Source organism: Pseudarthrobacter sp. NPDC058329 (genome assembly GCF_042879835.1).
Taxonomy (GTDB): domain Bacteria; phylum Actinomycetota; class Actinomycetes; order Actinomycetales; family Micrococcaceae; genus Arthrobacter.
This window is the reverse complement of the sequence record NZ_JBHVZR010000008.1, coordinates 56612-82761: the sequence shown is the minus strand read 5'-3', so window position 1 is coordinate 82761 and position 26150 is coordinate 56612. Positions and strand designations below refer to the sequence as shown.

The following is a 26150-nucleotide window of genomic DNA, read 5'->3' as shown; positions in this document are numbered from 1 at the left end:
GTAAGTATACTTATCTATTCTGCGAAGGAGAAGCCACACCCTGCACGCGCCGCCTCAGCGCGCTGCCGCCGTTTCCGGTGGAATGGGGGTGTCACTTCGCCGAACCGTATCTTGATGAAGCTCCAAGGCGCTAGTCACAAGCGCGAAGTGGCTGAAGGCCTGGGGCGTGTTGCCCAGCTGCCTGGCCGCTCGGACGGCCCATTCCTCACTCAGCAACCCCACGTCGTTGCGCAACTCAAGGAGGCGCTCGAAAAGTTGCCTTGATTCCTTGTGGCGGCCCGCACCCAGCAGCGCCTCCACCAGCCAGAAGGAACAGGCCAGGAACACACCCTCATCACCCGGCAGTCCGTCGTCGCTCTCTGCCGGCCGGTACCTGAGCACAAAACCGTCCTCGGTCAGCTCCCGCTGGATGGCTTCAATGGTTCCGATGACACGGGGATCATCCGGCGGCAGGAACCCCACACGGGGGATCAAGAGCAGGCTGGCGTCAAGCTCCGGCCTGCCATAGGACTGCACGAACGTGTTCCGGCGGGCGTCGAATCCGTTGGACATCACATCCCGGTGGATCGTGTCCCGCAGCTTCTCCCAACGCTCCGCCGGTCCGGGCAGCCCTGAGTCACGCACACCCTTCACCATCCGGTCCGCGGCCACCCACGCCATCACCTTCGAGTGGGTGAAGTGGCGGCGGGGGCCGCGCATTTCCCAAAGCCCGTTATCGGGCTGGTCCCAGATGGTCTCAAGATGCTCCATCAGTGCCACCTGCACGTCCCACGCCTCATCCGAGTGCGTGAGGAGGGAGTTGCGGGTCAGGGCCAGGCAGTCCAGCACCTCCCCCCACACATCCAGCTGCAGCTGTTCGGCGGCGCCGTTGCCGATGCGTACCGGGGACGAGTTTTCGTAGCCTTTCAACCAGGGCAGCTCCATCTCGGGCAGGCGCCGTTCGCCGTGGATCCCGTACATGATCTGCAGGTCTGCCGGGTCGCCGGCCACGGCCCGCAGCAGCCAGTCGCGCCAGGCGGCAGCCTCGGCGGTGTAGCCAGCTGCCAGCAGCGCCTGGAGCGTCATGGTTGCATCGCGCAGCCAGCAGTAACGGTAGTCCCAGTTGCGGGGGCCGCCCAGCTGCTCGGGCAGGGAGGTGGTCACTGCCGCCACAATGCCGCCCGTGGGAGCGTACGTCAGTGCCTTCAAGGTCACCAGGGAGCGCACGACCGCCTCCTTGTACTTGCCCTCCACCGTGCACTGCGAGGCCCAGCCGCGCCAGAACGCAAAGGTGGTGCCCAGTACTTCTTCTGCGTCCACAGTGTGCGGCCGCCCAACATGGCTGGGTGCCCAGGTGAGGACGAAGGGGACCCGCTCCCCCGCCTTGACGGTGAAGTCGCTGACGGTGTGCATGTTCTCGCCGTGAAGCGGGGCCGGGGTCACAAAATAAACGGCGTCGGGTCCGGCGATGGCGTGCAGGCCGTACTCGTCCCGGCGCACCCAGGGGATGATGTGGCCGTAGTCGAAGCGGAGGGTCAGTTCGCTGTGCATCCGGACGCTTCCGCTGACGCCTTCAACGATCCGGACAATGTCCGCCACCGAATCCCGTGGCGGCATGAAGTCGATCACGCGCACAGTTCCGTCAGGGGTTTCCCACTCTGTTTCCAGGATGAGGCTGCCGTCCTTGTAGCCCCGGCGCGTACAAGGGCCGCCGCCCACCGGCGCCAGGAGCCAGCGGCCGGCGTCGGGGGTGTCCAGCAGCGCGTTGAAGCACGCCGGGGAATCGAATCGGGGAAGGCAGAGCCAGTCGATGGAGCCTTCTTTGCTGACCAGCGCCCCAGTATGGAGGTCACCGACAACCGCATAGTCTTCAATTCGCGCCATGCCTTTACCCTGCCACAGCCTGCCCCCCAGCGGACCGGATAGAGGGGTGTAGCCTCAAAACAACGCTGCAGTCACCGGAGGCATTTATGGCAATCCACGTCGGCACCTCCGGATGGAGCTACAACCACTGGGAGAATGTTCTTTATCCCCCCAGATTGCCGGTCAAGGACCGGCTACAGCATTATGTGGCCCGTTTCCATACCGTTGAACTGAATGCCAGCTTTTACCGCTGGCCCCGGGACACAATGTTTGCCGGCTGGAACCGGCGGCTGCCGCCCGGCTTCAGCATGTCCGTCAAGGCTCCCCGCGGCCTGACGCATGCCCGGAAGCTGTACGAACCGGAGGTGTGGCTTGAACGCATCACGCGGTGCTGGCACGAACTCGGCGATAAGCGGGCCGTCCTTCTGGTCCAGCTGCCGCCCGGCCTGGAACGGGACGATGCCCGGCTGGACTACTTCTTGGCCGCTGTCCCGGACTGGATCCGGGTCACGGTGGAGTTCCGGCACTCCAGCTGGGACTGCCCGGAGGTATTCGCCCTGCTGGAACGGCACCAGGCTGCCTACTGCATCATGAGCGGCGCAAATCTCCCCTGCATCTTGCGCACCACGGCGCCCTTCACGTATGTCCGGCTGCACGGTCCGGACCACCAGCACCTGTACGCCGGCTCCTACTCCGACGCGGACCTGCGATGGTGGGCGGCCCGGATCCGGGAGTGGTCCGCCAACGGGCTGGACGTCTACGCCTATTTCAATAACGACGGCGAGGGTCACGCCGTGCGCAACGCGGAGACGCTGCGCGGGATCCTGGGACAAGGCTGACGTCATACACCTCCCCCGCAGGCCCGCGTTCTCTTCCACAGGCGCGGCCCTGTGGCAGAGTGGAGCCATGGACATGGCTCCGAATAATTCGTCAGAGAAAACAGCGCACACTCCGCTTCCGGACGCGCTCTCGGGAAATCAGGTGTTCCGGCTGGCACACCGGATCTCGGACACCGTCAATTCGGTACGGATCCGGCTGGCCAAGCGCTGGGATTTTGTTGCCCAGACCATCGCCTACCAGGGGTACGGCTCCACCAGCCAGGTCCGAGTCCTGGGGCGGGTCCTCCTGACGCAGAAGCCGCTGCCGGGAAGCAAAGCTGAGCACGCGGCGCAGAACGGCAACCAGAACGTCCGCGGCTGGCGCGCCTTCACCAGCGTGCCGCTGCAGTTCACGGACGTCGAAATCACCCTCGGCGATGTTGTCACCCACGTCCGGGCGGACCGGGGCGGGCTGATTGACACGGAGGTGAACGTCCAGCTTTCACCGGGCTGGCACACTGCCATCCTCCGGGCCAAAGGAACAGAGCCCGTGGAGGCCCGGATCCGGGTCATTGCACCGGATGCGAAGTTTGGCATTGTCTCGGACATTGATGACACCGTGATGGTGACGGCCCTGCCCCGGCCGTTCCTGGCTCTCTGGAACACCTTTGTGCTGAGCGAGCGGGCCCGCATGGCCACGCCGGGCATGGCCGTGCTGCTGGACCGGCTCACGGTCGAGCACCCGGACGCACCGATGATCTACCTTTCCACCGGGCCGTGGAATGCGGCCCCCACCCTGGCCCGGTTCCTCACCCGCAACATGTATCCGTCCGGCGCCCTGCTCCTCACGGACTGGGGGCTGACGCAGGACCGCTGGTTCCGCAGCGGCCAGGACCACAAGCTTCGCAACCTGGCGCGCCTGGCCAGCGAGTTCCCGGACATGCGCTGGCTGCTGATCGGCGACAACGGCCAGCACGATGAGGCGATCTACTCAGAGTTTGCGCAGGAGAACCCGAACAGGGTGGCCGCCATCGCCATCCGGCAGCTTTCCGTCAGCGAGTCCGTGTTCGCCGGCGGCCACTCGGAGGACGGGGACCACACCACGTCCCAGGTGCCGTGGATCTATTCCCCGGACGGTGCCGGGATGGCCAAGCAGCTCACCACGCTGGACGTACTCTAAAGCCGGGGCAGGCGCCCCGGCTGCCGCGCGTTCCCTGCCCGGGCGGTCCCAGCCGATGCCTGCTAGGCGCTGGCACCCAAAGGCGAAACGCCGTCGTCGGGCGCCTCGGTATCAAGAACCCCGGCATCCAGAACTTCAGTGCCAAGATCCCCGGACGCTGCTGCCTGTGCAATCGCCACCTCGGCCGCGATGGCAAGGTCGCGCTCCTCGATCAGTTCCTGGTACCAGTAGTAGGAGGCCTTGGGCGTCCGCTCCAGGGTCTCGCGGTCCACGTGGAGCAGTCCGAAGGGCTGGTTGTAGCCGGCGGACCACTCGAAGTTGTCCATGAGGGACCAGACGTAGTAGCCGCGCAGGTCTATGGACTCGGCTTCCCCGCCCGGAGCGGTGGCACGCAGCGCTGCCTCCAGATGGTCCGAGAGGTACTTCAGGCGGCGCTCGTCGGGGATGAACCGCGTGTTCGTGGACTTGTCCCGGACGATGATGTCCTCGAAGCTGGCTCCGCCCTCGGTGAGGATGACCGGTGGCAGGTTGGGGTACCGGTCGGCCATTTCCTTCAGGGCCACCGCCATGTACTCGGGCTTGACCGGCCAGCCGTAGGACGTGATGTCCGCTTCAGGCCAGGTTTCCACGTGGAAGGGGGTCCCGCCGCTGCCCGCCGCGCTGAGGTCGCTGCCCATCGCCTCGGCCATACTCGCCGGCACGGCGCCGCCGCCCGGACCCACGGCCACCTTGGTGGGCATGTAGTAGTTCAGCCCGTAGTAATCGAGCGGCTGGGAGATGATCTCCATGTCCTCGGGCGGGTGCTCAAAGGAACTGAAGAACTTGGCCGCGCGGATCAGGTCCGGATATTTTCCGGTCAGTACGGGGTCCGCGTAGAGCCGGTTCTGCGCCAGGTCCATCAGGCCGGCGCTGATGTAGTCCAGGGGGTTGATCGAGTTGGGGACCATGGGCGAATAGACATTGGTCATGCCGATTTCGCCGGAAACGTTCGCTGCCCGCAGGGCCTGCACGGCAAGGCCGTGGCCCAGCAGCTGGTGGTGGACGGTGGGGAAGGCATTCAGGACCAGCTCCTCCCCGGGAGAATGCAGGCCCAGTGAATACCCGTTGGTGCTCACGGTGGCGGGTTCGTTGATGGTTACCCACCTCGCCACCCGGTCACCAAAGGCTTCTGCCAGGATGCCGGCGTACTCCCCCAGCCGGTAGGCGGTGTCGCGGTTCATCCAGCCCCCCGCCTCATCCAGGGCCAGGGGCGTGTCCCAGTGGTAGATCGTGGCCATGGGCGAGATTCCGTTGGCGAGGAGTTCGTCCAGGAGCCGGTCGTAAAAGGCAAGGCCAGCCTTGTTCGCAGGGCCCTTGCCGGTGGGCTGGATCCGTGGCCAGGCGATCGAGAACCGGTACGAGTCCACGCCCAGCTGCTTCATGAGGGCCACATCCTGGGGCATGCGGTGATAATGGTCGCAGGCTGTGACCGGGCTGTGGTCCTCGACGATGGCGCCCGGCTTGGCCGCAAACACATCCCAGCCCGCAGGTCCGCGGCCGTCCTCATCCAGCGCGCCCTCAATCTGGAACGCGGCAGTGGCCACTCCAAGCGTGAACCCCGGCCGGATGAGTGCCGCGAGGTCCCTGGCGGAAATATGCATCGAATAAACCCTTACTACGGACAGGACGGTAACCGCGCCGGTCCTTGAACCCACGCGAGGTCAGGACCATATCCTCGCACGATTCCCGGAATGCTGGTGGGCGTCCTGCTAGGGTCTGGGAATGGATGAAGAACTGGGGAAGTTCATCGACAATTTTGCTGATCTGGTGCAGCTCGCGCGGGCCCAGATCCACAGGCGCCAGGCCGGGGTGCAGCTTTTGGATACGCTGACCGGGCATCTGGGCCTGGCTGCCGGGGACTTCGCCGTGGTGGAGGAACAGATTCCGCCGCACAGGTTCGTGGATGCGGACATTGTGATGGCGGAGCTCGCTGCCCTGGATCCGGAAAGCCGGCTGCTGGGGATCGGCGGAGGCGGCCAGCGGCACCACCAGTCGCTGAGCGACATGCTTCAGCAGTCGCAGGCCTTCCCGCAGTTCCCGCTGGCCCAGCCGGATTACGTCAACCTGCCCGTGGGGCCGGACACCCAGCGCCAGGCGGTGGGTTTCGGGCTGCGGCTTCTGACGTACGACGGCGGCCGGCTGGCTGTCCTGCAGCGCGCGGCGGACCCGCGCTCCGGACGGCAGACCGCCTCCCTCGAGGTGGCGCCGGAGAACACCGAAACTGGTGCGGCGTTCCTGGCCGAGTACAGGCGGCGGATGGACAGCCAGAGTGTGCTGAAGGGCCAGGTCATCTCCCTGACCATGGGTGAGTTCGGGCCGAGCAGCGGCGGGGTGACCTTCCATCACCGGCCCCACCTGACAGGGCAGGAAGTTATCCTCCCGGCGGGCCTCCTGCAGAAGGTGGCCGGCCACGCCGTGGGCATCGCCGCCCACCGGGAATCCCTGAAGCGCCACGGCCAGCACCTTAAGCGGGGAGTCCTGCTGTACGGCCCGCCCGGGACCGGCAAAACGCACACTGTGCGGTATTTGCTCGGCCAGGGCACGGGCACCACCGCCATCCTCCTCAGCGGCGGCTCCCTCGCCCGGATCTCGGAGGCGGCACGGATGGCCCGGGCCCTGCAGCCATCGATGGTGGTGCTGGAGGACTGCGACCTCATAGCGGAAGAATTGCTGAGCGACGCCGAATCCCTGACCCGGAGCCTGCTGGGCAGCGGCGCCGCGGGAACCGTTTGACGGCAGGCTTGCCCCGGGGGATGCTGTTTATCCCGCGCGTCCTGGCCTTCGGTGCCTCATTGATCACCGAACAGGAATTCCTTCGCATGCGCCACGGCCTTGCGGAAGGCATCGTTCCGAAGTGTGACCAGGTGCTCCGTGTCGCCGTCGGCCGGTTCAAGATATCCGGTGTAGCCAGGCCTCAGCACCCAGATGTCGCCAGCCGGCGGAAGGTAAAACACGCCGAAGGACCGCTGCCGCCTTTCGTCGTTGGTCCACACCGGCACCACGGCCAGTGCTGCGCCGGTGGCCGCGTTGATCCACTGGGCGCGGGGAAGGGGTTCCTCGTGCGCTTCCGGATCCAGGAACGGCGCGGTGCCTTGGCCCCAGCGCTGTTCAAAACGCTCATGGAACACCGGCATCAGGTGTGAATCATAGCGGCGCCAGTCGCTCATACGGTTCTCCGCCTCTCCAAGTGGTGCCCGGGGTGGATCCCCGGAGTCTGCAAGGTCCCGGTCCGCGGCCGGTGGTTTGGCCATCATGCCCAGGGGCCGCTCTCCCAGCGAACCGGGGTGATTCGAATAGTAGTGCCGGACGCGCCGGCCGGGTGCCGGATCTTCCGTACCGGGATGTCCGTCCCGGCCTGTGCCGCCGGTGCTGCGCTGGCTGCCGGTCCTGCCTCCGCTTCCCGGTCATAGGCCTCCCGCCGGGCAGGGTCGCGCAGGACGGCGAATGCCTGCATGATCCGCAGCAGCTCCGCCTCGGGTGGCGGCGTGCCGCGAACCGCATCGGCCTTCTGTGCCCCGTTTTGTACACCCTGGCGCATCCCCGCGGCGCCGTCCATGTCCGGATGGTGGCTGCGCATCAGGGCCCGGTAAGCCCGCGAGATCTGCTGCCGGGTGGCGTCACGCGGGACGTGCAGGATGGCGTAGTAATCCAGGGGTTTGTCCATGTCAGTGTTCCGGTCAGCTGCCGGGCAGGACGCGCGCGGCGCAGGGCAACCATGGTTGTCCTGCGCCCGCTGCTGCCGGCCTAGGTTCCGATCTGGTGCATCTGGCCCTGCTGCGTCTCGATCTCGATCTTGCGCGGCTTGGCCTGCTCCGCCACGGGGATCCGCAGTGTCAGGACACCTTGGTCGTAGCTTGCCTTGATGTTGTCCGTGTTCAAGGTGTCACCCAGGATCAACTGGCGGCTGAACACGCCGCGGGGCCGCTCGGAGGCCACCAGCTCCACATTGGGCTGGGTGGGATCCTGCCGCTCCGCCCGGACCGTGAGGACATTGCGCTCAACGTTCAGGTCCAGCGAATCGAGCTTAACGCCTGGAAGATCGAAGGCCACCACAAACTCGCCGTCTTCCTGCCAGGCATCCATGGGCATGGCCGCCGGGCGGGCAGCGGTTCCGAAGACCTGCTGCGTGAGCCGGTCCAGCTCACGGAACGGGTCCGTGCGCATCAACATCATTTCCCACTCCTTCAGCTTGTTGGATGTTGGATCGGTACTGTACCCACCTGGTGATCTATGGTGGTGGATATAGATTTTTTATAACACCGGTGGGACACTGAAGCAAGACTCATCGAGATTTTTTGGAGCGCTGATGGCGAAGCAGGAAGCAGGGCGGACCCCGGTGCCCGCAAAAGGACGCGCCCTGTATGCCATCTCCGTAGCGGCGAAGCTGGCAGGGACAGGCCAGCAGAACATCCGCCTCTATGAGACGCGGGGCCTGCTGACGCCGTCGCGTACTTCCGGCGGCACGCGGCAGTACAGCGATGCGGACATCGCCGTACTGCTGCGGATTGGAGAACTCCTGGAACAGGGCCTGAACCTCGCCGGAGTAGCCAAGGTGCTGGAACTTGAGGAAGCCAACGTCAAGCTCCACCTGGCCCTCAAGCGGGCCCGGGCCAAGCCGCCGGCCTAATCGGGTGAGGGCGGCGCGCCGGCAGGCCACATAGCGGCCTGCCTTGGAGAGCCGTGCGCTGTTCAGCCGGCCGGTTCAGTCGCCCGGGGCGTCCGCCTTGGACAGTTCGCCGGTGATCCGCTCACCCCGAACCCTCGCAGTGCGCCACGTATCGAGGGCAATGACTCCGGCCAGGATCACCAGGGACAGCGAAAGCGAGGCCAGGGCATCGCTGAGCCAGTGGTACCCGAGGTATAACCGGCTCAGGGACGCCAGCACGATCCCGATCCCTGCCCCGATGAACCCGAACACGGCAGCCCGCCGGTTGCTCCGCCGGGAGTACATCAAAAAGGCACCCACCAGCAGGAAGTCACATGCGCCCAGGACATGTCCGGACGGGAACGAAAAGGTGTGGTCGATGCCGAAAAGCATCTGATCCACCGGGGGACGCGAGCGCCGCACAATCTGGAGGATGATCTGCGAGATGATCACGCCGGTGATCATCGCGGACGCCAGCACGATGGGACGCCACGCATGCTTTGCAGCAAATCCCCACACCACAACCACCACCAGGACAATGATGGGAAGTGCGATGGGACCAAAGACCACGGCCAGGAAGATCATGACCACCGTCAGGGTTTCGGACCTCAGCCCTAGCAGCCAGTCCCGGGCGGGGCCGTCGGCGGCAGACAGGCCATCGGCCTGCACCACGCTGACCAGGGTGATGAGAAAGAGTGCTGCCCCCGCCACCGCCAGGATAATCGCTGCCCGGTACAGGCCGCGGCGGTCGCCGGGATCCAGGAACCGCTCCTCCACCACGAACTTATCGTGGAAGACCCGCCATTTGCCGGCACTTTTCCCGGTGGCTCCGGAACCCGCTGACCTCTGCTGTCCTGCCATGCCCATCCCTAGGTGGTGACGAAATGCTTAGGGTGAAGATTATCCCGCCTGCCCGCCCTTGACCGGTAGGCCGGATGGATTCTGTCCGCCAGCGGGCTGTTGGGCCGCCTGAACCGTCGCACCCCGGCGGTAGCCTGACTGCATGGGCGTTATGAACGAGTTGATTGATCCGCGAAGCGTTGGCACTCTCACCCGCATCCTGGCGGAAAGGGCACCGGCAGTACGTTGGGCGCAAACAGCTGCCGCCGCATCCCTGCTCGGCGACCTGAACTTACGTGCACGGACCGATCTGGTGGCCGACGCCCTCGTTGCCGATATCAGCACGGGTCCAGTCCCGGGATATACGACGGCGTCCGCCAGCTTCCGCGGGGCGCTGGCAGTCCCCGAGTTCACCGGCTGGGTCCTCTGGCCGGTTTCGGAAGCGGCAGTCACCCTGGCCCTCGCCTCGGGTACAGCCGAGGACTTCGACGACTGCCTGGCCCTGCTCGCCGAACTGACGCCGCGGCTCACCGGAGAATTTGCCATTCGCCGGCTCCTTGCCAGGAACCCGGACCGGTTGCTGGCGGCAATCCTGGGGTGGACGGGCCACGCCGACGAACATGTCCGCCGCCTCGCCAGCGAGGGAACACGTCCCTACCTGCCGTGGGCGGTCCGCGTCCCGGCCCTCGTCCAGCGGCCCGAAGCGACGCTGCCCATCCTCACCGCCCTCTACCGCGACCCGTCCGAGTACGTTCGGCGTTCTGTGGCCAACCACCTCAACGATCTCGCCCGGCACGCGCCCGGTGCTGTTGTAGACACCGCGCGTCAGTGGCTCGCCGCGGCGGACGCCAACACCGGATGCGTGGTCCGGCACGGGCTCCGCACCCTGGTCAAAAAGGGACATCCCGGTGCCCTGGCGCTGCTGGGCTTCGCGCCGGCGTCGGTGGCCGTTACCGGTCCGCGCCTTGACCAGGAAATCCTGTCGGTGCCGGGTGAGTTGACGTTTGCCTTTGAAATTTCCAATACCGGCACCGAGGACGTGCGCCTCGCGGTGGACTACCTGGTGTACTATCGCAAGGCGAACGGCAGCCAGTCCGCCAAGGTTTTCAAGATCTCAACCCTGACCCTGGCCCCGGGCGAGAGCAGGAGCCTGTCCAAGCGGCACGTGTTCAGGCAAATGACCACCAGGGTGCACCATCCGGGGCTGCATGCACTGGAACTCCAGGTGAACGGCGCCGTTCATGGCCGCACTGAGTTCCTGCTGGAAATGGCGTAGATCCCGCTGCTTATGGCCCGGTTCCTGCCGGGAGTTCCTAAAACGAACCGGTAGTGAACTGCCAGCTCCTGCCGGCGAACGGGTTTCCGGCAAGATCGCGTACCCCGGCACTGCCGCCGGTCACCGTCACGGTGTACTTGGTCTTCGCAGCCAGCGCCTGCTGGGGGTCCAGGATCCACTGGTTGGTGGTGGCGTTCCGGAACACGGCCGCCGGAACCACTGCGCCGGTGGCGGCATTCTTAACCATGAAGGTGCTGCCGCTGACGCCCTGGACGCCCTCGTTGAAGGTAACGCTGATGTTGTTGGCACGGCGCACCAGCAGTGCGTTGCTGCCGGGGGCCTGGCCGGTGACCACCGGGGCGGCGCCGGTCACAAAGCTCCAACTGGTGGCCGCCAGCGGGGTTCCGGCGCCGTTGCGGATGGCCGAAACGCCGCCCACCAGCGTAGCCGTGTAGCGGGTGTCCGCGGCAAGGGCGGCAGCCGGGTTCAGGGTGGCCGTGCGGGTGGTGGCGTTGTACGTGACCGCGGCGGCGACGGTGCTGCCCGCGGCGTTCTTGAGCACAAACGTTCCGGTGGTCACTCCCTGGACAGCGGCACTGAAAGTTGCCGTGACATTGGTTCCCGCTGACACTGCCGTTGCGTTGGGTCCTGGCGCAACGGCAGTGACGGTGGGCGCAGGCGCGGCCGGAGCGGGAGCGGGTGCCGGGGCGGGAGCCGGTGTAGGAGCGGGTGCCGGAGCAACAGCACCGGTAAACAGCAGGCGGTTGGGGGTGCCGCCGGTGGCTCCGGTGACCACTCCGGCGGTGGCATTGGACACCAGCGCGCCCGCTACCTGGGCAGGTAACAGTGTGGGGTTCTGGGACAGCAGCACGGCTGCAGCACCGGCCGCGTGGGGAGCGGCCATGGAGGTTCCGGACATGGACACGCTGGCGGTAGCGGAGGTGTGGTGTGCCGAAGTGATGCCGACGCCGGGCGCGTAGAGGTCCACGCAGGACCCGAAGTTGGAGAAGGACGCCTGCCGGTCAGCGGAGTCGCTGGCCGCCACCGTTACTGCCCCGGGAACGCGGGCGGGCGAACCGCTGCAGGCGTCAACGGCGGAGTTGCCGGCGGCAACCACCGCAGTAACGCCGTCGTTCATAACAGCCTGAATGGCCGCGTCCACCGCGGCGCTGGCGGTGCCGCCCAGGCTGAGGTTGGCCACTGCAGGCGTTCCCGCCGTGTGGTGGGCGGCGATCCAGTCCAGGCCCGCCACCACGTCCGAGTTGTAGCCCGAGCCGTTGCAGTCCAGCACACGCACCGGCACCACGGTGGCGCCCTTGGCCACGCCGTAGGTGGACGCGGCCACCGAACCGGCCACGTGGGTGCCGTGTCCGTTGCAGTCGCTTGAGCCCCGGCCGTCAGCTACGGCGGACCAGCCGGCAGCCACCCGGCCGCCAAAATCGGCATGCGAGGCGAGGACACCGGTGTCCACCACGTAGGCGTTCACGCCTGCTCCGGACGCCGTCCAGGAGTAGGCGCCGGACAGGGGCAGGGGCCTCTGGTCCACCCGGTCCAGGCCCCACGGCGCGGGCTGCTGGGATGCGGAGAGCTGGACGGGAGCATCCACTTCCACCGAGACCACTCGGCCGGAGCGTGCCAGCGCAGCCGCCTGCGCCGGATTGGCATCCACCACGGCGCCACGGACAGCGTGGGCGAAGGTTCTGCGGACGGCGAGTCCCTGCCCCCGCATCCCGGCTGCCTCTGCTGCAACATCAGCGTTGCCGGCATACCGGACGATGTAGCGCCCCGTGGTGCCGGCATCTGCCGGCGGTGCTGCCGAAGCCGGCAGGGAGCCGGCGGAAAGGGCAATGGCGGAAAGCAGCATGGCTGCGGCGGGCAGCACAAAGGATGGGATGCGAATTTTGGGGTCCTTGCTTTGGCGTTGCGGTCTGCGCGGGCAGGTAAAACATCCGCCCTACCAACAGGTTATGACCCGTCTTAGGACCGAAACGGGGTCTTTGCAGGATCCTGTGCCAACCCTTGGGGATTCCTGCGGCTGGACCTTCCCGCCTAGTTCGAGGAGCCCGCCGGGATGTTCGGCTGGTGGTTCCGCCAGGAGTGTTCGGGCTCAAAACCGAGCAGCCGCCGGGCTTTGTCAATGGACAGCATGGTCTCGTGCTCGCCCAGGGTCTTCGTGACCGTGACGGCGGGGAACACCTCCGCAGCCAGCTCCGCACTGGACCGGCTCATCACCGTATCCGCGTTGGCGATGATGTACGCCTCGAAGCCCGGCTTGGCGTTTTCCAGCGCCCGTGCCACGGCCTGAGCGCCGTCGCGGCCATCGATGTAGCCCCAGAGGTTCCATTTCCGCAGCGTGGCATCGGCGTCGAACGCGGGAAATTTGTCGTAGTCCTCAACGTCCATAACGTTGGAGAACCGGAGCCCGGAGATGCTCAGTTCCGGGTCCCACCGCGTCAGCTCCGCCGCCATCTGCTCCTCGAGGTGCTTCACCAATGAGTAGGTGCTCTCCGGCCGCGCGGGGTACTCCTCGTCAACGGGAATGTAGGGCGGGTCGACGTCGAACGGCAGTCCCAGCACCGTCTCACTGGAGGCGTACACCACCTTCTTGATTCCTGCCCGCCGGGCCGCCTGGAACACGTTGTACGTGGCAAGCATATTGTTCTCGAAAGTGGCCGCGTCCGGGATGATGCCGGGCGCCGGAACAGCACCAAGGTGGACCACTGCGTCGAACCCGCCGTGGCGATCGTCCAGGCCGAGCAGGACATCCACGACCTGGCCATAATTGCGGAGGTCCACCACCACCAGCCCGGGGTTCCGCTCCCCGGCGCGGTCCAGGTTGAGCACGTGGTGCCCGTCGCCGGCCAGCCTGCGCACCACGTGCCGTCCGAGCTTTCCGCTTCCTCCGGTTACTGCCACCCTCATGCGTGTTCTCCTTTGTCGTTCAGAAACCGTTCGACGGCAGCGACCGCAACTTTGGTGATGTCGCGCGGGTCGCCGCTGCCATTGACCGGCACCAGGAGGCCCCGGCCTGCGTAGACGGACACAACTTCATGGGTTTCGCGGTGATAGAGGTCAAGGCGGCGCCGGAACACGTCCACGGTGTCGTCCCTGCGGCCCTCGTCCTTTGCACGCCGCAGCATCCGCTGTTCCAGCTCGGCATCGGGGGCCTGGAGCTCGATTACTGCGCTAATGCGGTGCCCCTGCGAGGCAAGCATGTTGTCGAGTTCGGTCACTTGGGGTGCGGTGCGCGGGTAGCCGTCCAGAAGAAAGCCTGCCTGGACGTCGGCGTCCAGGAGCCGGTCCTTGACCAGGGCGTTGGTCAGGTGGTCCGGCACGAAGTCGCCGTCGTCAAGATACTTTGCGGCTTCCTTGCCCAGTTCCGTGTGGCGGCTGACGTTGCTCCGGAAGATTTCACCGGTGGAAACGGCGGGGATGCCGAAATGCAGGGCCAGGTGTTCTGCTTGCGTCCCTTTGCCGGACCCGGGCGGACCAATGATGAGCAATCTGGTCATGTTCGTGTGCCTCCATAGCGTGGCTGCCGCTGGTTTCCGGGTCCCCCACCGGCAGCGCCGGCGCGTGCCCCATTCTGCCGGTAACGCCTGTTCCAGCGCCAGCCTCGGCGGCCTGCGCGGCGTGGCAGATTGACGTTTTCCGGCCCCGGAGGATGTATATACTTCTGGATATCGGTTTAGCAGCAGGCCGTTGGAAAGTTCGTCGATCCAGCGAGCATTGCCGCCTTCCGCCCGTTGGGTGGACGGAGCATGTTACCTGCTCGTTTTGACCTGAGCGAATGGCACAAAAGAAACCGTGGCCACCGAGTCAACTGCAAAAACCGATACATCCATTACTGAGCACCTGCATGAACTTGTCCTCAACAGCTCCGATGTTGAGGACTTCCTTAACGAACTGGCGCAGGTGTCCGCCCGCAATCTTTCCGGGCCCGGCGACGAGATCCTGTGCGCCATCACCCTGTTGCGGCAGCGCAAGGCCGCCACGGTTGCCAGCAGCAGTCCTGCTGCTGCGGCCGTCGCACGCCTTGAGTACCACTTCAGCCAGACGCCCAGCATGACGGCCTCCTCCAGCCAGGAGCCCGTCCAGGTGCCGGACATCCGTGAGGACGGCCAGTGGCCTGACTACTCCGCGGCGTTGCTGGGCGAGGGCGTCCGCTCCGTCCTGGCACTGCCTTTCCAGCTGGAAGGCGAGACCAAGGCTGCGTTGCTGCTGTACTCGGGGCGGCCCAACCGTTTTGACGCCCGTATGCTCAAATTTGCCGAAGACTTCGTCAGCCAGACCTCACTCGCACTCCGGCTTGCGGTCCGCTTTGCGCATTACAGCGAAACCGCGGCAAACCTGCGGGCCACCCTGGAATCGCGGACTGTGATCGACATGGCCGTGGGCATCATCATGGCCCAGAACAGGTGCAGCCAGCAGGACGCGTTCGAGATCCTGAAGACCGCGTCCAGCACCCGCAATTCAAAGTTGCATGAGGTTGCCACCGCAGTGGTCAACTCCCTGGGGCAGGGCCCCGCACGCACCCATTACGACGGGTAGCAGCCCGGCGTCAGGCCCGGTCGTCGACGGCGGGCGGCCCGTCGTCGTCGGCATGGCTGGCCTGCCTGTCATTGTTACCTGCCCACCCGGAGCGTGGCGGTAGACTGATGCCAACTTTGCCGGGGGGCTCCAATGGAAAAGAAGCGTGTCTGCCTCGTTGTTGAAGACAACGACGATATCCGCGGACTGATCACTACGGTCCTGACGCGCGCAGGATTCGAAGTAAGGGCAGTGGCCACCGGGGCAGAGGGCATCGCTGCAGCAGCAGACCCCGTCGTCGTGCTGGTAACCCTGGACCTCGGCCTTCCGGACATGGACGGACATGTGGTTGCCCGCGCGGTCCGGGCGCTGAGCAAGGCACCGTTGCTGTTCCTCACGGCCAGGTCCGAGAACGACGACGTCCTGGCCGGAATGGCCTCCGGCGCCGCCGCCTACCTCACCAAGCCCTTCCACCCCAAGGAACTCCAGGCCCTGGCAGAGCAGCTTTGCCCTGAGCCTTCTTCACAGGAGCCCCTTTCACAGGCCCCTCACATATCCGGCAAATCCCTCTGCTAGTTTGCCTGCCTAGAAATGGAGCATGACTCCTCAGCAAACCAAACTCCGTAAAGGCGCACGCCTCCGCCGGTCCATCGTCGCGGGGGCGGTGGCTCTCACCCTTTCAGCTGGCGGCGCCACAGCCTGGGCTCTGGACCGTTTCGTTGTCCAGCACGTGGAAATCTCCGACGTCTCCGCTTACGAAGCCAGCCAGGTGGGCACCTCCACGGGCACAGGTACGGCGACGGACACTTCCTCTTCAAGTGCCGTCACCACAGACACCTCCTACGTTTCCGACTCTTCGAACATCAGCATTTCCACGGTAACCACCGGCAGCGGCGACAGCACCGTCACCTACTACGTGGCCGACGTCGTCCTCGACGACGCCACCACCCTCCAGTCAGCCTTCGCCAAAGACAGCTTCGGCGAAAACATCACCGAGACCACGTCCGCCATCGCCGAAGAAAACAACGCGGTTTTCGCGATCAACGGCGACTACTATGGCTTCCGCGACACCGGCATCGTGATCCGCAACGGCGTGGTGTTCCGGGACGAGGGCGCCCGCCAGGGCCTCGCGTTCTACCGCGACGGCACCGTCAGGGTCTACGACGAAACCACCACCACCGCCGAACAGCTTCTGGCCGACGGCGTGTGGAACACCCTCTCCTTCGGCCCCTCCCTGCTGGACAACGGCGAGGTGGCCGACGGCATCGAGGACGTGGAGGTGGACACCAACTTCGGCAACCACTCCATCCAGGGCGAACAGCCGCGCACCGGCGTCGGCATCATCGACGAGAACCACCTGGTGTTTGTGGTGGTGGACGGCCGCAGCCCCGGCTACAGCGCGGGCGTCACCATGACCGGCCTCGCCGAAATCATGCAGGGTCTCGGCGCCACCACCGCCTACAACGTCGACGGCGGCGGCTCCTCCACCATGTACTTCAACGGCGATCTGGTGAACAACCCGCTCGGAGAAAACAAGGAACGCGGCACCTCCGACATCCTCTACATCGCGGAGTAGGACCTGCCATGATCATCCTGATCCCGGCCTACGAGCCGGACCGGAAACTGCCTGCCCTGATCCGCACCATCCGGGACGCCGAACCGTGGGTTCCCATCGTGGTTGTGGACGACGGCAGCGGCCCTCAGTACCGGGAAGTGTTCGACGACGTCAGGGCGCACGGGTGCCACGTCATCAGTTACGGGCACAACCGCGGAAAGGGCTTCGCCCTGAAAACCGGCTTCGGTTTCATCGCGGACAACCTGCCGGGCCACGGCGTGGTCTGCGCCGACAGCGACGGCCAACACCGGCTGTCGGACATCCTCCGGGTGGCCGAAGCCGTGCGACGTAACCGCGCCGAACCAGGGGGCTGGACCACCATGGTCCTGGGCAGCCGGAACTTCACCGGCGATGTCCCCGCGCGAAGCCGGCTGGGCAATACCGCTACCAAGGCCCTCTTCACACTGGCCACCGGCGAGCGCATCCCCGATACCCAAACCGGCCTCCGCGGCTACCCCGCCGCAATGGTCCCCTGGCTAAGGTCGGTCCGCGGCGACCGCTACGAGTATGAGCTGAACCTGCTGCTGGAGGCCAGGCACGCCGGCTACTCCATTGAGTCCGTGGACATCGCCACCGTTTACCTGGACCACAACTCGGGATCCCACTTCCGGCCCCTGGCGGACTCGGCCCGGATCTACGCGCCGCTGCTGAAGTTCCTGGCGTCCTCGTTCACCGCCTTCCTGTTGGACACCATCCTGTTCGTGGTGCTCTCCGTGCTGGTTGATTCGCTGCTCCTGGCAGTGCTGGGTGCCCGCGCCGTGAGCTCGTCCGTGAACTTCCTCGTCAACCGGAACGTGGTCTTCGCGCATGGCCGTGACATACCGGCCGGCGCCACCGGGCTGCGCTACTTCAGCCTGGCGGCCGTGCTGCTGGCTGTGAACTTCGGCCTGATCTGGGCCTTCGAAGCCGCCGGGATTGCCGCCCTGCCGGCCAAGATCATGGCCGAGATCACCCTGCTGGCTGTCAGCTTCGCCGTGCAGCAGCGCTGGCTCTTCGCCGGAAAAGCGGCCAAAGGCGCCTTGAAAACGCGGGATGAACGTTCGGAAAACACTCATATTCGCGCCTAGGTTCCGTCACAGCACCCGCACAGCTTGGGCCCGGAAAGTAAAGACCAGCCCACCGAAAACATCCCGGAGAACCCATGAACTCACTGATCTTCATCCTCGCCGACCTCGCCGCCATCAGCGTCCTGACCTTCGCCCTCTACCTCCGCCGCCACCGCCGCCGCGACCTGGTGGTGTCCTACCTGGGCATGAACGTTGGCGTCCTGGCAGTGGCAACCGCGCTGTCAGGTTCAGCTGCCGGCCTCGGCCTGGGGCTGGGACTCTTCGGCGTCCTGTCCATCATCCGGCTCCGCTCCACCGAGCTGGCCCAGCACGAGGTGGCCTATTACTTCTCAGCCCTCGCACTGGGCCTGATCGCCGGCCTGGGCATCGAGCCGCTTTGGCTGACCGGATCGCTGATGGCCCTGATCCTGCTGGTGATGTTCGTGGGAGACCACCCCCGCGTCCTGCCGGCTCACCGGCACCAGACAGTCATCCTTGACCGTGCCATAGCCGGAGACGGCGAACTCTACGCGAGGCTGGAAGAGGTCCTGCACGGCAGGGTGCACTCGGCCACCGTCCAGGAACTGGACCTGGTCAACGACAAGACCATCGTTGACGTCCGGTACGCCTACTCCCCCGCAGCCTTCCCCGCACCGGCGGTCATCCCTACGATGCCGTCGGCGGCACCCCGGCATGCAGAACCCGCGCCTGTGGAGCGCACGCCTGCCCACGCCGAGGCAGGTGCCGCATGAGCACCACCGGAACAGACGTCACCGGCGCTCTTCGCTTCCTTCCGTCCGTCGGGTTGGACGAGCTCAACAGTGAGGCAGCACTGCAGACCCGCGTGGACCGGAAGTACGTGGTTCCCGCCGGGCTTGCCCGCCAACTCTTGGACACCTTCCATGCAGATGTGCGGGTGCTTGAGATGGACGGTTCCCGCAGCTTCGCCTACGACTCCGTCTACTTCGACACGGCCAACCTGGACAGCTACCTGCTCGCTGCCCGCGGACGCCGCCGGCGCTACAAGATCCGCACCCGAACCTACGTGGACAGTGCTGTGAGCTTCCTTGAAGTGAAAACCGAAGGCGCCCGCGAAGCAACGGTCAAGGAGCGGATTCCGTACCACCTTGACGACAGGGCCCGGCTCACCGCCGAAGGCCTGGAGTATGTCCGGGAGACGCTCACTGCCGCGGTCGGCTCGGTGCCGGCGGACCCGCTGGAACCGGTCCTCGAAACCCGCTACAACCGGACAACGCTGTACCTGCCGGAGTCCGGGAGCCGGGCAACCATCGACACCGACGTGACCTGGCAGCGGCCGGACAACCCCGCCTGGGTGCTGGACGATGCGGTGATCCTGGAGACGAAGTCCGGCTCCACCGCAGGCCCACTCGACCGGCATCTGTGGGCCTACGGCGTCCGGCCCTCCCGGATCTCCAAGTTCGCCACCGGGATGGCCGCGCTCTGCCCGGACCTTCCCGCCAACCGCTGGAACCGGACTCTGGGCCGCAGCCTGTCCCTCCGGCCCGCCGCCTAGCTTTCCTCATTGCAACACACCCCCGCCGAGCTTCCCAAAGGAACCACCATGAAAAACTTCCGCAGCCACCTCTCCGTTGCCGCCCTGGCCGTCACTATCGGCCTTGCCGGCTGCTCGGTAGCGGGCACCGCCGCCACTGGCATCCCGGCCATCAGCGGCACAGGCACCTCATCCGGCACCACTTCTTCCGGCACCGCCCAGGCCGTATCGCTGGATACCCTGGCCGAGGACACGCATTTCGACGACGATGACCTCACTTGGGATGCCGCCTCCGAAGTAGCCGTGACCCTGGCGGACGGCGGCACTGTGGCATCGTCGTCGTCGGACGCCGTAAAGGTCGACGGCGACACCGTCACCATCACTTCCGCCGGCACCTACCGCCTCAGCGGCTCGCTGTCCGACGGGCAGGTAGTGGTGGCCGCCGGTGAGGAGGACGTGGTCCGCATTGTTCTCGACGGCGCGGACCTCACCAGCTCCACCGGCTCCCCGTTCGTGGTGCAGAGCGCCAACGAGGCCATCGTCTACCTCGGAGACGGAACCTCGAACACGCTCAGCGATGCCTCCACCTACGCGGACCAGGGGACGGACGCGCCGAATGCCGCCATGTACTCTATGGCGGATCTGACCATTGCCGGCACCGGGTCGCTGGCTGTGGACGGCAACTTCAACGACGGCATCTCTGCCAAGGACGGCCTGGTTCTCGCAGCGGGCACCGTCACGGTGGACGCTGCGGATGACGGGATCGTGGGCAAGGACTACGCAGTGCTGCTGGACGGGGCCTACCAGGTTTCCGCGGCCGGCGACGGCTTCAAGTCAGACAACGAGGAGGACGAAGGCCGCGGCTGGGTCCTGATCAACGGCGGCACCCTGAACGTCAGCGCGGGCGACGACGGCATCAAAGCCTTCAACACCCTCACCATGGCGGCCGGCACCGCCACCGTGGAGGAATCCGAGGAGGGCCTGGAGGCACAGCACATCATCCTGACCGGCGGTACCGCCACCATCACCGCGAAGGACGACGGTGTGAACGCCTCGGGCGGCGGTGAGATGGCCGTAGGCGACTACACCGTGGAGGTCAGCGGCGGCCTGCTGACCATCAACTCCCAGGGCGACGGCCTGGACTCCAATGGCAATGCCAGCATTTCCGGCGGCACGGTGGTGGTGAACGGCCCCACTAACTCCGGCAACGGAGCGCTGGACGTAAACGGCGAACTGGCCGTGACCGGCGGAACCGTGGCAGCAGCCGGCAGCGCCGGGATGGTGGTCACGCCGGGGACCTCGTCCACGCAATCCGGTGTGCAGGTGACTCTCGGTTCGTCAGTCCCCGCCGGGACCGTGGTCCAGATCGCGGATTCGTCAGGAACGGTGGTGGCAGCGTTCGTTACCAGCAAGGCCACCGCATCGTTGGTGTTCTCCTCCGCGGCCATTACCGAAGGCGAGGAATACACCGTCTACACCGGCGGCACGGCAACCGTCAGCGCAGGCCTCGGCGAAGGCTCACTGGACGGGGCCACAGAGCAGGGCTCGGTCACGGCCGGCGAGTACACCGCCGAGCAGGGCCCGGGCGGCGGTGGCGGACCGCGCTGGTAACCTCAAACGCTCTCCCACCTGATGCGCATTCCCCCCGAACGCTCTCTCACCTAACGCCTATTCAACCCCAGCGCTCCATCACTTCCGGCGACGGCGGACTCCCGCCGTCGCCGGAAGTCTTGGCGTTAAGCCCGGACTACTTGGCGAGGAAACCCAGCAGCGCTTCGTTGACCTCCGCGGCGTGGGTCAACAGCAGGCCGTGCGGGGCACCCTCGATCTCCACGTACTCGGCGCTGGGCAGCGCCTTGGCGAACAGCCGCCCAGTCGAATCGATGGGGAGGATGTTGTCCGCTGTGCCGTGGAGGATCAGTGCAGGGACGTCAATCTTGGGAATGTCCCCACGGAAATCGGTGAGCCAGGTGGGCTGTGCTGCCACGGATGCAGTGGCTCCGGCGCCGGCAGCGGTGTTCCAACTGGCGGTGACAGCCTCCTGGCTAAGGCGGGGCGTACCCAGGAAGGTGTCGCTATTGTAGAAGTTCTTGAAAAACTGCGTGAAGAAGGCGTACCGGTCTGCCGTTACTGCCTCATGAAGTCCGTCGAAGACCTCCTGTGGAACGCCGTCGGGGTTGTCATCGGTTTTCAGCAGGAACGGCTCGAGGGAGCCGAGGAACGCTGCCTTGGCTATCCGGGCGGAGCCATAGGTGCCCAGGTAGCGGGCCACTTCGCCCGTACCCATGGAAAAGCCCACCAGTACCGCGGCGTTCAGGTCGAGGGTGGACACAATGGTGTTGAGATCGGCGGCAAAGGTGTCGTAGTCGTATCCCTCGGTGGTCTTGCTCGATTCGCCAAAGCCCCGGCGGTCATAGGTGATGACGCGGTACCCGGCGCCCAGCAGTGCGGTGGTCTGCTTTTCCCAGGAGGCGCCGTCGAGTGGGTAGCCGTGGATCAGCACGACGGGCTGGCCCGAACCGTGGTCCTCGTAGTAAAGCTCGATGTCAGTGCTGTTTTCGGTTCCAACGGTGATGAAGGCCATCGCGGCGGGTCCTTTCGAGACTGTGGGATCGATGCTGGCGGGACATATGCTGCCCGCGCAATCCCTACTCTAGGGTGGTCCGCCGCGCCGCGCGCTACTGTGACGGCTGGGGAAGTTCGCAGTCGATCTGTGGGTTGGCGCCCATATAATTCAGCGGGCCCGCCGCAATAGTGATGGCTATGGTCCCGGCTTGCGCACAGGTATCAGGCGCCCCGCCGAAGTAGCCGCGCTGCCAGGCGGCCACACCGCCGATGATCAGCCAGATGACAACAAGTGCTCCAAGGATCCGCATGATTTCTCCCTAGGCTGCGGCGGCTGTGGGATCAATTATGCGGCGTCCACCGGGGAAAGTGAGAGAGCGGTTGAAGAACGTGCCCGAAAGGTGATAGAGCGTCCGGGGAAAACGTGCAGAAAGTGAGAGAGCGTGCCGCCTGGGGAAACAGAAATGCACCTCCGGCGCCCGGGTTTGGTTCCCGGGACCGGAGGTGCATTTGGGTGTCCACGTCAGGTGTTACTGAGATCGGGCGGTACCTGACCCGGCCTGTGCTTTGATCTGGATTCCTGGATCAGGCGCTGGCCGGCTTGCCCGGGAGGGCCAGCTTGAAGACCTTCGCCCAGGACGAGCCCACCTGCTTGAGCAGCGGACCGGTGGTGTACTTCAGGCCGTAGCGTTGGCAGATTTCGCGGACCTTCGGAGCAACCTCGGGATACCGGCTGGAGGGCAGGTCCGGGAACAGGTGGTGCTCGATCTGGTGCGACAGGTTGCCGGTCATGATGTGCATGAACTTGGAACCGGAGATGTTGGCGGACCCGATCATCTGGCGGACATACCAGTCACCGCGGGTTTCGCCCTCCACCATTTCCTCAGTGAAGGTGTCGGTGCCTTCGGGGAAGTGGCCGCAGAAGATGACGGCGTGTGCCCAGACGTTCCGGATGGCGTTAGCGGCCAGGGTGCCGTAGAGAGCCTGCTTGCCGGAGCCGGTCAGCATGGCGACGGCGGGCGTGGCGGCATAGTCCTTGGTGAACTGCGTGACCACCTTCTTACCCAGGGCCTTGAGGTCCTTGAGCAGGGCTTCCTTGGACTTCGTGCCTTCCTTGTACTCAGTCAGCTCGAGGTCGTAGACGGCGATGCCCCACTCAAAGATGGGGGCCAGGATGGCGTTGAACAGGGGGTTGGCCAGGTTAATCGGCTTCCACGGCTGGTTCTCGTCCATACGCAGGAGGTTGTATCCGACGTCGTTGTCCTTGCCCACCACGTTGGTCCAGCGGTGGTGCAGGTCGTTGTGGGTGTGCTGCCAGGAGCGCGACGGCGTGACGAAGTCCCACTCCCAGGTGGTGGAGTGGATGTCCGGGTCCCGCATCCAGTCCCACTGTCCGTGGAGGATGTTGTGGCCGAGTTCCATGTTCTCGAGGATCTTGGCCAGGCTCAGCAGGGTGGTGCCCGTAACCCAGGCTGCCTTGTTCTTGCTGACCAGCAGGGCCGCGCGGCCGGAGATCTCCAGGCCGCGCTGGATCTTGATCATGCGGCGGATGTAGGCGGCGTCTTCCGCTCCGCGCTTGGCCAGGACCTCGTCGCGGATGGCATCGAGTTCGCGGCCGAGCTCGGCCACCTGTTCGTCGGTCAGGTGGGCGGCAGCAGGAGGCCGGACGGTCGGACTGCCGGATTCTGCCAGCTTTCCGGGGCGCGTCCTTGACCCTCCGGTGGAACTGCCTTCGGTGGGTGTGGGCTTGCTGGGTGTAATTACAGACATACCGTGATGCTCCTCAGATTTCGAGGTTGACGGGTCCGGCGGCTGCCGAGACACACGTTTGGATCAGTTGGCCGGGTTCGCCATGGATTTCCCCGGTACGAAGGTCGCGGACCTGTCCGGCCCGGAGCGGAGTGAGGCAGCTGTGGCAGATGCCCATGCGGCAGCCGCTGGGCATCAGCACCCCGGCGTCCTCACCCACGTCCAGCAAGGGGGTGTCGCCGTCGGCTTCCACTTCCCGGTCGGACGTTTCGAAGGTGACCAGTCCGCCGTCGTGCCCGACACCACCGGCAAAAGTGGTGTTGAAGCGTTCGATCATCAAGTTGCCGGCGCCGCCGGCCACCGCGATGTCCGAGCCGGGTGCCGCCGTTGTCAGCGCGGCCTGCTTCCACAGCTCCTCGGCGTCGTCCAGGAAACTGTCCGGGCCGCAGGCGTAGGCCGCGCGTTCCTTCCAGTCAGGGCAGATCTCGTCCAGCTGGGCGGTGTTGGTGAGGTCCATACGGCCTTGCTCGCCCGTGAACCAGTGGGCAAGGCGGAAGTTGGGGAACTGGTCGGCCAGTTCGGCAAGTTCTTCGCGGAAGAGGCTGTCGCCGGGGGTGCGGGCCGAGTGGACCAGCACGACGTCGGCATCCGGACGCCGCGGAACAAGGGTGCGGATCATGGACATCACCGGGGTGATGCCGCTGCCGGCCGTCACCATCAGGAGGGGCCGGGGGTGCTCCGGGAGCACAAAGTCGCCCTGCGGGGGCGCCAAAAATAAGACGTCGCCCGGGCGGGTGGTGCGCACCAGCGTGCCCGAGACTGCGCCGACGTCGGTGACCGTGATGGCGGGATCCTTGCCGGCGGGGGCGCTGAGGGAGTATGACCGCCAGTGGCGGACGCCGTCGAGCTCGACGCCGATGCGCGCCCACTGGCCTGCCAGGTGGGAGTGCCAGCCTCGGCCGGGCCGGAAGAAGATCGTTGCGGACTGCGCCGTCTCCTGCACTACCCGGGTGACGACACCACGAAGTTGCCGCGCAGAGTAGACGGGGTTGAACAGCGCAAGGATGTCCTCCGGCGCCAAAGGCGTGGTGAGTACAGAGGCCGCCTGGGCCAGCTGACGTAACCGGATCATGCGATAAAGCCTAAAACGGCGCGGGCCATATTTCTCTCTCTCCGTCATATGACCGTTCCGCAGTCACGCTGTAGTGGGGGCGCTAAGCCCCCAAGCCGCACTTCAAGAGTAACGGCTGCAGCCTGCAGAAGGTTCCCCACATTTCAGTAAGCATGCTTATTATACTGCTTTCCGGAGCGGCAGGGGACATGTTTACGCCTGCGCCGGCTTCGTTACGTGGAGGCTTGACTGGGTCAGGACCGGGCGGGGCTCCAGCCCAGTGCAGGCGCGATGTAGCGGGCAATGTTTCCCAGGAGCTTGGCATTGAATTCGACGCCGAGCTGGTTGGGTACGGTGAGCAACAGGGTGTCTGCCGCCTGTACCGCCGTGTCCGCAGCGAGCTCCTCGGCCAGGACATCCGGTGCGCCCACATAGCTCTTTCCGAACCGGGCGGTCAGTCCATCAATGACGCCCACCTGGTCCCGGCCGTCCCGCAGGGCACTGCCGGCAAAGTAGCGGCTGTCTTCGCCATCCACGATGGGAAGGACGCTGCGGCTGACCGAAACACGGGGCATGTGACTGTGCCCTTCGGCTGACCAGGCGTCCCTGAACAACCGGATCTGCTCCGCCTGGAGTTCATGGAAGGGCACGCCGGTGTCCTCGGTCAGGAGGGTGGAGCTCATCAGGTTCATGCCCAGCTCCGCAGCCCAGACGGCTGTCTTCCTGCTCCCGGCCCCCCACCAGATACGCTCGGCCAGGCCTGGTGACTGCGGCTGGACGGGCAGCAGTCCCGTGGCACCGCCGGCGTAGCGGGGATCTGCGTCCGCCACTCCGGCACCGCTGATGGCCTTCCGGAAAACGGCTGTGTGCCGGCGCGCCATATCGGCGTCAGTTTCCCCCGGCTGCGGGCGGTGGCCGAACACCGCGGCCCCGTCCCGCACCGGTTCGGGTGAACCGCGGCTGATTCCGAGCTGGAGCCTGCCGCCGCTGATCAGGTCGGCCGCTGCGGCGTCCTCTGCCATATACAAGGGGTTCTCGTAGCGCATGTCGATCACGCCGGTGCCGATTTCGATCCGGCTTGTCCGCGCGCCGATGGCCGACAGCAGGGGAAAGGGCGAGGCCTGCTGCCGGGCGAAGTGGTGGACGCGGAAGAATGCCCCGTTGACCCCCAGTTCCTCGGCAGCGACTGCGAGGTCGATGGCCTGGAGGAGGGCATCGCCGGCAGTCCGCGTGCGGGACCCCGGCCCCGGGCCCCAGTGGCCGAATGATAGGAATCCGATGCGCTCCATACCTTGCCCTCACCTTGCCGGCACCCGGGGCATTTCCCGCCGCCATGTCACGCACCCGCTTTTCGGGCCATTTGCTTACCGTTAAGGCAGTC

The 26150-nt window shown here is 65.8% G+C and carries 26 protein-coding genes; 12 read left to right on the top strand and 14 right to left on the bottom strand.

The features are described from left to right. Positions 1-54: 54 nt before the first annotated feature. Positions 55-1863, bottom strand: a complete 1809-nt coding sequence (locus ACFVYC_RS12415) for a glycoside hydrolase family 15 protein (protein WP_387550248.1) — start codon at positions 1861-1863, stop codon at positions 55-57. Positions 1864-1949: 86 nt separating this feature from the next. On the opposite strand from ACFVYC_RS12415, the gene ACFVYC_RS12410 reads away from it, so the two are divergent. Beyond that, a complete protein-coding gene (locus ACFVYC_RS12410; protein ID WP_387550246.1) occupies positions 1950-2681 on the top strand; it encodes a DUF72 domain-containing protein in 732 nt (243 codons plus the stop codon). Positions 2682-2748: 67 nt separating this feature from the next. Next, a complete protein-coding gene (locus ACFVYC_RS12405; protein WP_387550244.1) occupies positions 2749-3840 on the top strand; it encodes an App1 family protein in 1092 nt (363 codons plus the stop codon). A gap of 62 nt (positions 3841-3902) precedes the next feature. Here ACFVYC_RS12405 and ACFVYC_RS12400 read toward each other — a convergent pair whose 3' ends face one another. Next, the gene (locus tag ACFVYC_RS12400) at positions 3903-5480 is read right to left on the bottom strand and encodes a glycoside hydrolase family 1 protein (RefSeq protein ID WP_387550242.1); all 1578 of its coding nucleotides are present in this window, start codon (positions 5478-5480) and stop codon (positions 3903-3905) included. Positions 5481-5601: 121 nt separating this feature from the next. Here ACFVYC_RS12400 and ACFVYC_RS12395 point away from each other — a divergent pair, with 121 nt between their 5' ends. Then, positions 5602-6612, top strand: a complete 1011-nt coding sequence (locus ACFVYC_RS12395; protein WP_387550240.1) for an AAA family ATPase — start codon at positions 5602-5604, stop codon at positions 6610-6612. A gap of 56 nt (positions 6613-6668) precedes the next feature. Here ACFVYC_RS12395 and ACFVYC_RS12390 read toward each other — a convergent pair whose 3' ends face one another. The 3 genes from ACFVYC_RS12390 to ACFVYC_RS12380 form a co-directional block, all read right to left on the bottom strand. Further along, on the bottom strand, positions 6669-7046 hold the full coding sequence (locus ACFVYC_RS12390; RefSeq protein ID WP_387550238.1) for a hypothetical protein: 378 nt from the start codon (positions 7044-7046) through the stop codon (positions 6669-6671). 83 nt (positions 7047-7129) lie between these two features. After that, positions 7130-7543 (bottom strand): J domain-containing protein, encoded by a 414-nt coding sequence (locus tag ACFVYC_RS12385; protein WP_387550236.1) that lies wholly within the window; start codon positions 7541-7543, stop codon positions 7130-7132. A gap of 80 nt (positions 7544-7623) precedes the next feature. Then, positions 7624-8049 carry an Hsp20/alpha crystallin family protein gene (locus ACFVYC_RS12380; RefSeq protein WP_387550405.1) on the bottom strand — a complete coding sequence of 142 codons (426 nt, stop codon included), beginning with the start codon at positions 8047-8049 and terminating at the stop codon, positions 7624-7626. Positions 8050-8185: 136 nt separating this feature from the next. Here ACFVYC_RS12380 and ACFVYC_RS12375 point away from each other — a divergent pair, with 136 nt between their 5' ends. Further along, complete coding sequence (locus ACFVYC_RS12375; protein ID WP_387550234.1) at positions 8186-8506, top strand: MerR family transcriptional regulator; 321 nt, start codon at positions 8186-8188, stop codon at positions 8504-8506. A gap of 75 nt (positions 8507-8581) precedes the next feature. Here ACFVYC_RS12375 and ACFVYC_RS12370 read toward each other — a convergent pair whose 3' ends face one another. Further along, complete coding sequence (locus ACFVYC_RS12370) at positions 8582-9385, bottom strand: phosphatase PAP2 family protein (protein ID WP_387550233.1); 804 nt, start codon at positions 9383-9385, stop codon at positions 8582-8584. Positions 9386-9527: 142 nt separating this feature from the next. On the opposite strand from ACFVYC_RS12370, the gene ACFVYC_RS12365 reads away from it, so the two are divergent. Next, the gene (locus ACFVYC_RS12365; protein ID WP_387550231.1) at positions 9528-10640 is read left to right on the top strand and encodes a DNA alkylation repair protein; all 1113 of its coding nucleotides are present in this window, start codon (positions 9528-9530) and stop codon (positions 10638-10640) included. A 37-nt stretch (positions 10641-10677) separates the two neighbouring features. On the opposite strand, the gene ACFVYC_RS12360 is transcribed toward ACFVYC_RS12365, so the two are convergent. The 3 genes from ACFVYC_RS12360 to ACFVYC_RS12350 form a co-directional block, all read right to left on the bottom strand. Then, positions 10678-12522, bottom strand: coding sequence for a S8 family serine peptidase (locus ACFVYC_RS12360; protein ID WP_387550229.1), 1845 nt, complete (start codon positions 12520-12522; stop codon positions 10678-10680). Between the two features lie 167 nt (positions 12523-12689). Continuing rightward, positions 12690-13562 (bottom strand): NAD-dependent epimerase/dehydratase family protein, encoded by an 873-nt coding sequence (locus ACFVYC_RS12355; RefSeq protein ID WP_387550227.1) that lies wholly within the window; start codon positions 13560-13562, stop codon positions 12690-12692. Further along, positions 13559-14152, bottom strand: coding sequence for an adenylate kinase (locus tag ACFVYC_RS12350; protein WP_387550225.1), 594 nt, complete (start codon positions 14150-14152; stop codon positions 13559-13561). Before ACFVYC_RS12350 ends, ACFVYC_RS12355 begins: the two co-directional genes overlap by 4 nt. Before the next feature lie 295 nt (positions 14153-14447). Between ACFVYC_RS12350 and ACFVYC_RS12345 the strand changes: the two genes are divergently transcribed. The 7 genes from ACFVYC_RS12345 to ACFVYC_RS12315 all read left to right on the top strand — a co-directional run bounded on the left by ACFVYC_RS12345 (position 14448) and on the right by ACFVYC_RS12315 (position 20955). Next, the gene (locus ACFVYC_RS12345) at positions 14448-15191 is read left to right on the top strand and encodes an ANTAR domain-containing protein (protein ID WP_387550223.1); all 744 of its coding nucleotides are present in this window, start codon (positions 14448-14450) and stop codon (positions 15189-15191) included. Positions 15192-15323: 132 nt separating this feature from the next. Next, positions 15324-15746: a response regulator transcription factor gene (locus ACFVYC_RS12340; RefSeq protein WP_387550222.1), complete on the top strand. Its 423-nt coding sequence runs from the start codon at positions 15324-15326 to the stop codon at positions 15744-15746. A 22-nt stretch (positions 15747-15768) separates the two neighbouring features. After that, positions 15769-16746, top strand: coding sequence for a phosphodiester glycosidase family protein (locus tag ACFVYC_RS12335; RefSeq protein WP_387550220.1), 978 nt, complete (start codon positions 15769-15771; stop codon positions 16744-16746). An 8-nt stretch (positions 16747-16754) separates the two neighbouring features. Then, the gene (locus ACFVYC_RS12330) at positions 16755-17852 is read left to right on the top strand and encodes a GtrA family protein (RefSeq protein WP_387550218.1); all 1098 of its coding nucleotides are present in this window, start codon (positions 16755-16757) and stop codon (positions 17850-17852) included. Positions 17853-17926: 74 nt separating this feature from the next. After that, the gene (locus ACFVYC_RS12325; RefSeq protein ID WP_387550217.1) at positions 17927-18583 is read left to right on the top strand and encodes a DUF4956 domain-containing protein; all 657 of its coding nucleotides are present in this window, start codon (positions 17927-17929) and stop codon (positions 18581-18583) included. Continuing rightward, on the top strand, positions 18580-19365 hold the full coding sequence (locus tag ACFVYC_RS12320) for a polyphosphate polymerase domain-containing protein (protein WP_387550215.1): 786 nt from the start codon (positions 18580-18582) through the stop codon (positions 19363-19365). Before ACFVYC_RS12325 ends, ACFVYC_RS12320 begins: the two co-directional genes overlap by 4 nt. 48 nt (positions 19366-19413) lie before the next feature. Beyond that, the gene (locus ACFVYC_RS12315) at positions 19414-20955 is read left to right on the top strand and encodes a carbohydrate-binding domain-containing protein (RefSeq protein WP_387550213.1); all 1542 of its coding nucleotides are present in this window, start codon (positions 19414-19416) and stop codon (positions 20953-20955) included. A gap of 136 nt (positions 20956-21091) precedes the next feature. Here ACFVYC_RS12315 and ACFVYC_RS12310 read toward each other — a convergent pair whose 3' ends face one another. The 5 genes from ACFVYC_RS12310 to ACFVYC_RS12290 all read right to left on the bottom strand — a co-directional run bounded on the left by ACFVYC_RS12310 (position 21092) and on the right by ACFVYC_RS12290 (position 26058). Continuing rightward, entirely contained in the window at positions 21092-21928 is an 837-nt protein-coding gene (locus ACFVYC_RS12310; protein WP_387550211.1) for an alpha/beta fold hydrolase, read from the bottom strand. 94 nt (positions 21929-22022) lie between these two features. Further along, complete coding sequence (locus ACFVYC_RS12305) at positions 22023-22220, bottom strand: hypothetical protein (RefSeq protein WP_387550209.1); 198 nt, start codon at positions 22218-22220, stop codon at positions 22023-22025. Positions 22221-22494: 274 nt separating this feature from the next. Further along, the gene (locus ACFVYC_RS12300; RefSeq protein ID WP_387550208.1) at positions 22495-23679 is read right to left on the bottom strand and encodes a fatty acid desaturase family protein; all 1185 of its coding nucleotides are present in this window, start codon (positions 23677-23679) and stop codon (positions 22495-22497) included. A 13-nt stretch (positions 23680-23692) separates the two neighbouring features. Continuing rightward, positions 23693-24790: a ferredoxin reductase gene (locus tag ACFVYC_RS12295; RefSeq protein WP_387550206.1), complete on the bottom strand. Its 1098-nt coding sequence runs from the start codon at positions 24788-24790 to the stop codon at positions 23693-23695. Positions 24791-25023: 233 nt separating this feature from the next. After that, positions 25024-26058, bottom strand: coding sequence for an LLM class flavin-dependent oxidoreductase (locus ACFVYC_RS12290; protein WP_387550204.1), 1035 nt, complete (start codon positions 26056-26058; stop codon positions 25024-25026). Positions 26059-26150: the final 92 nt, after the last annotated feature.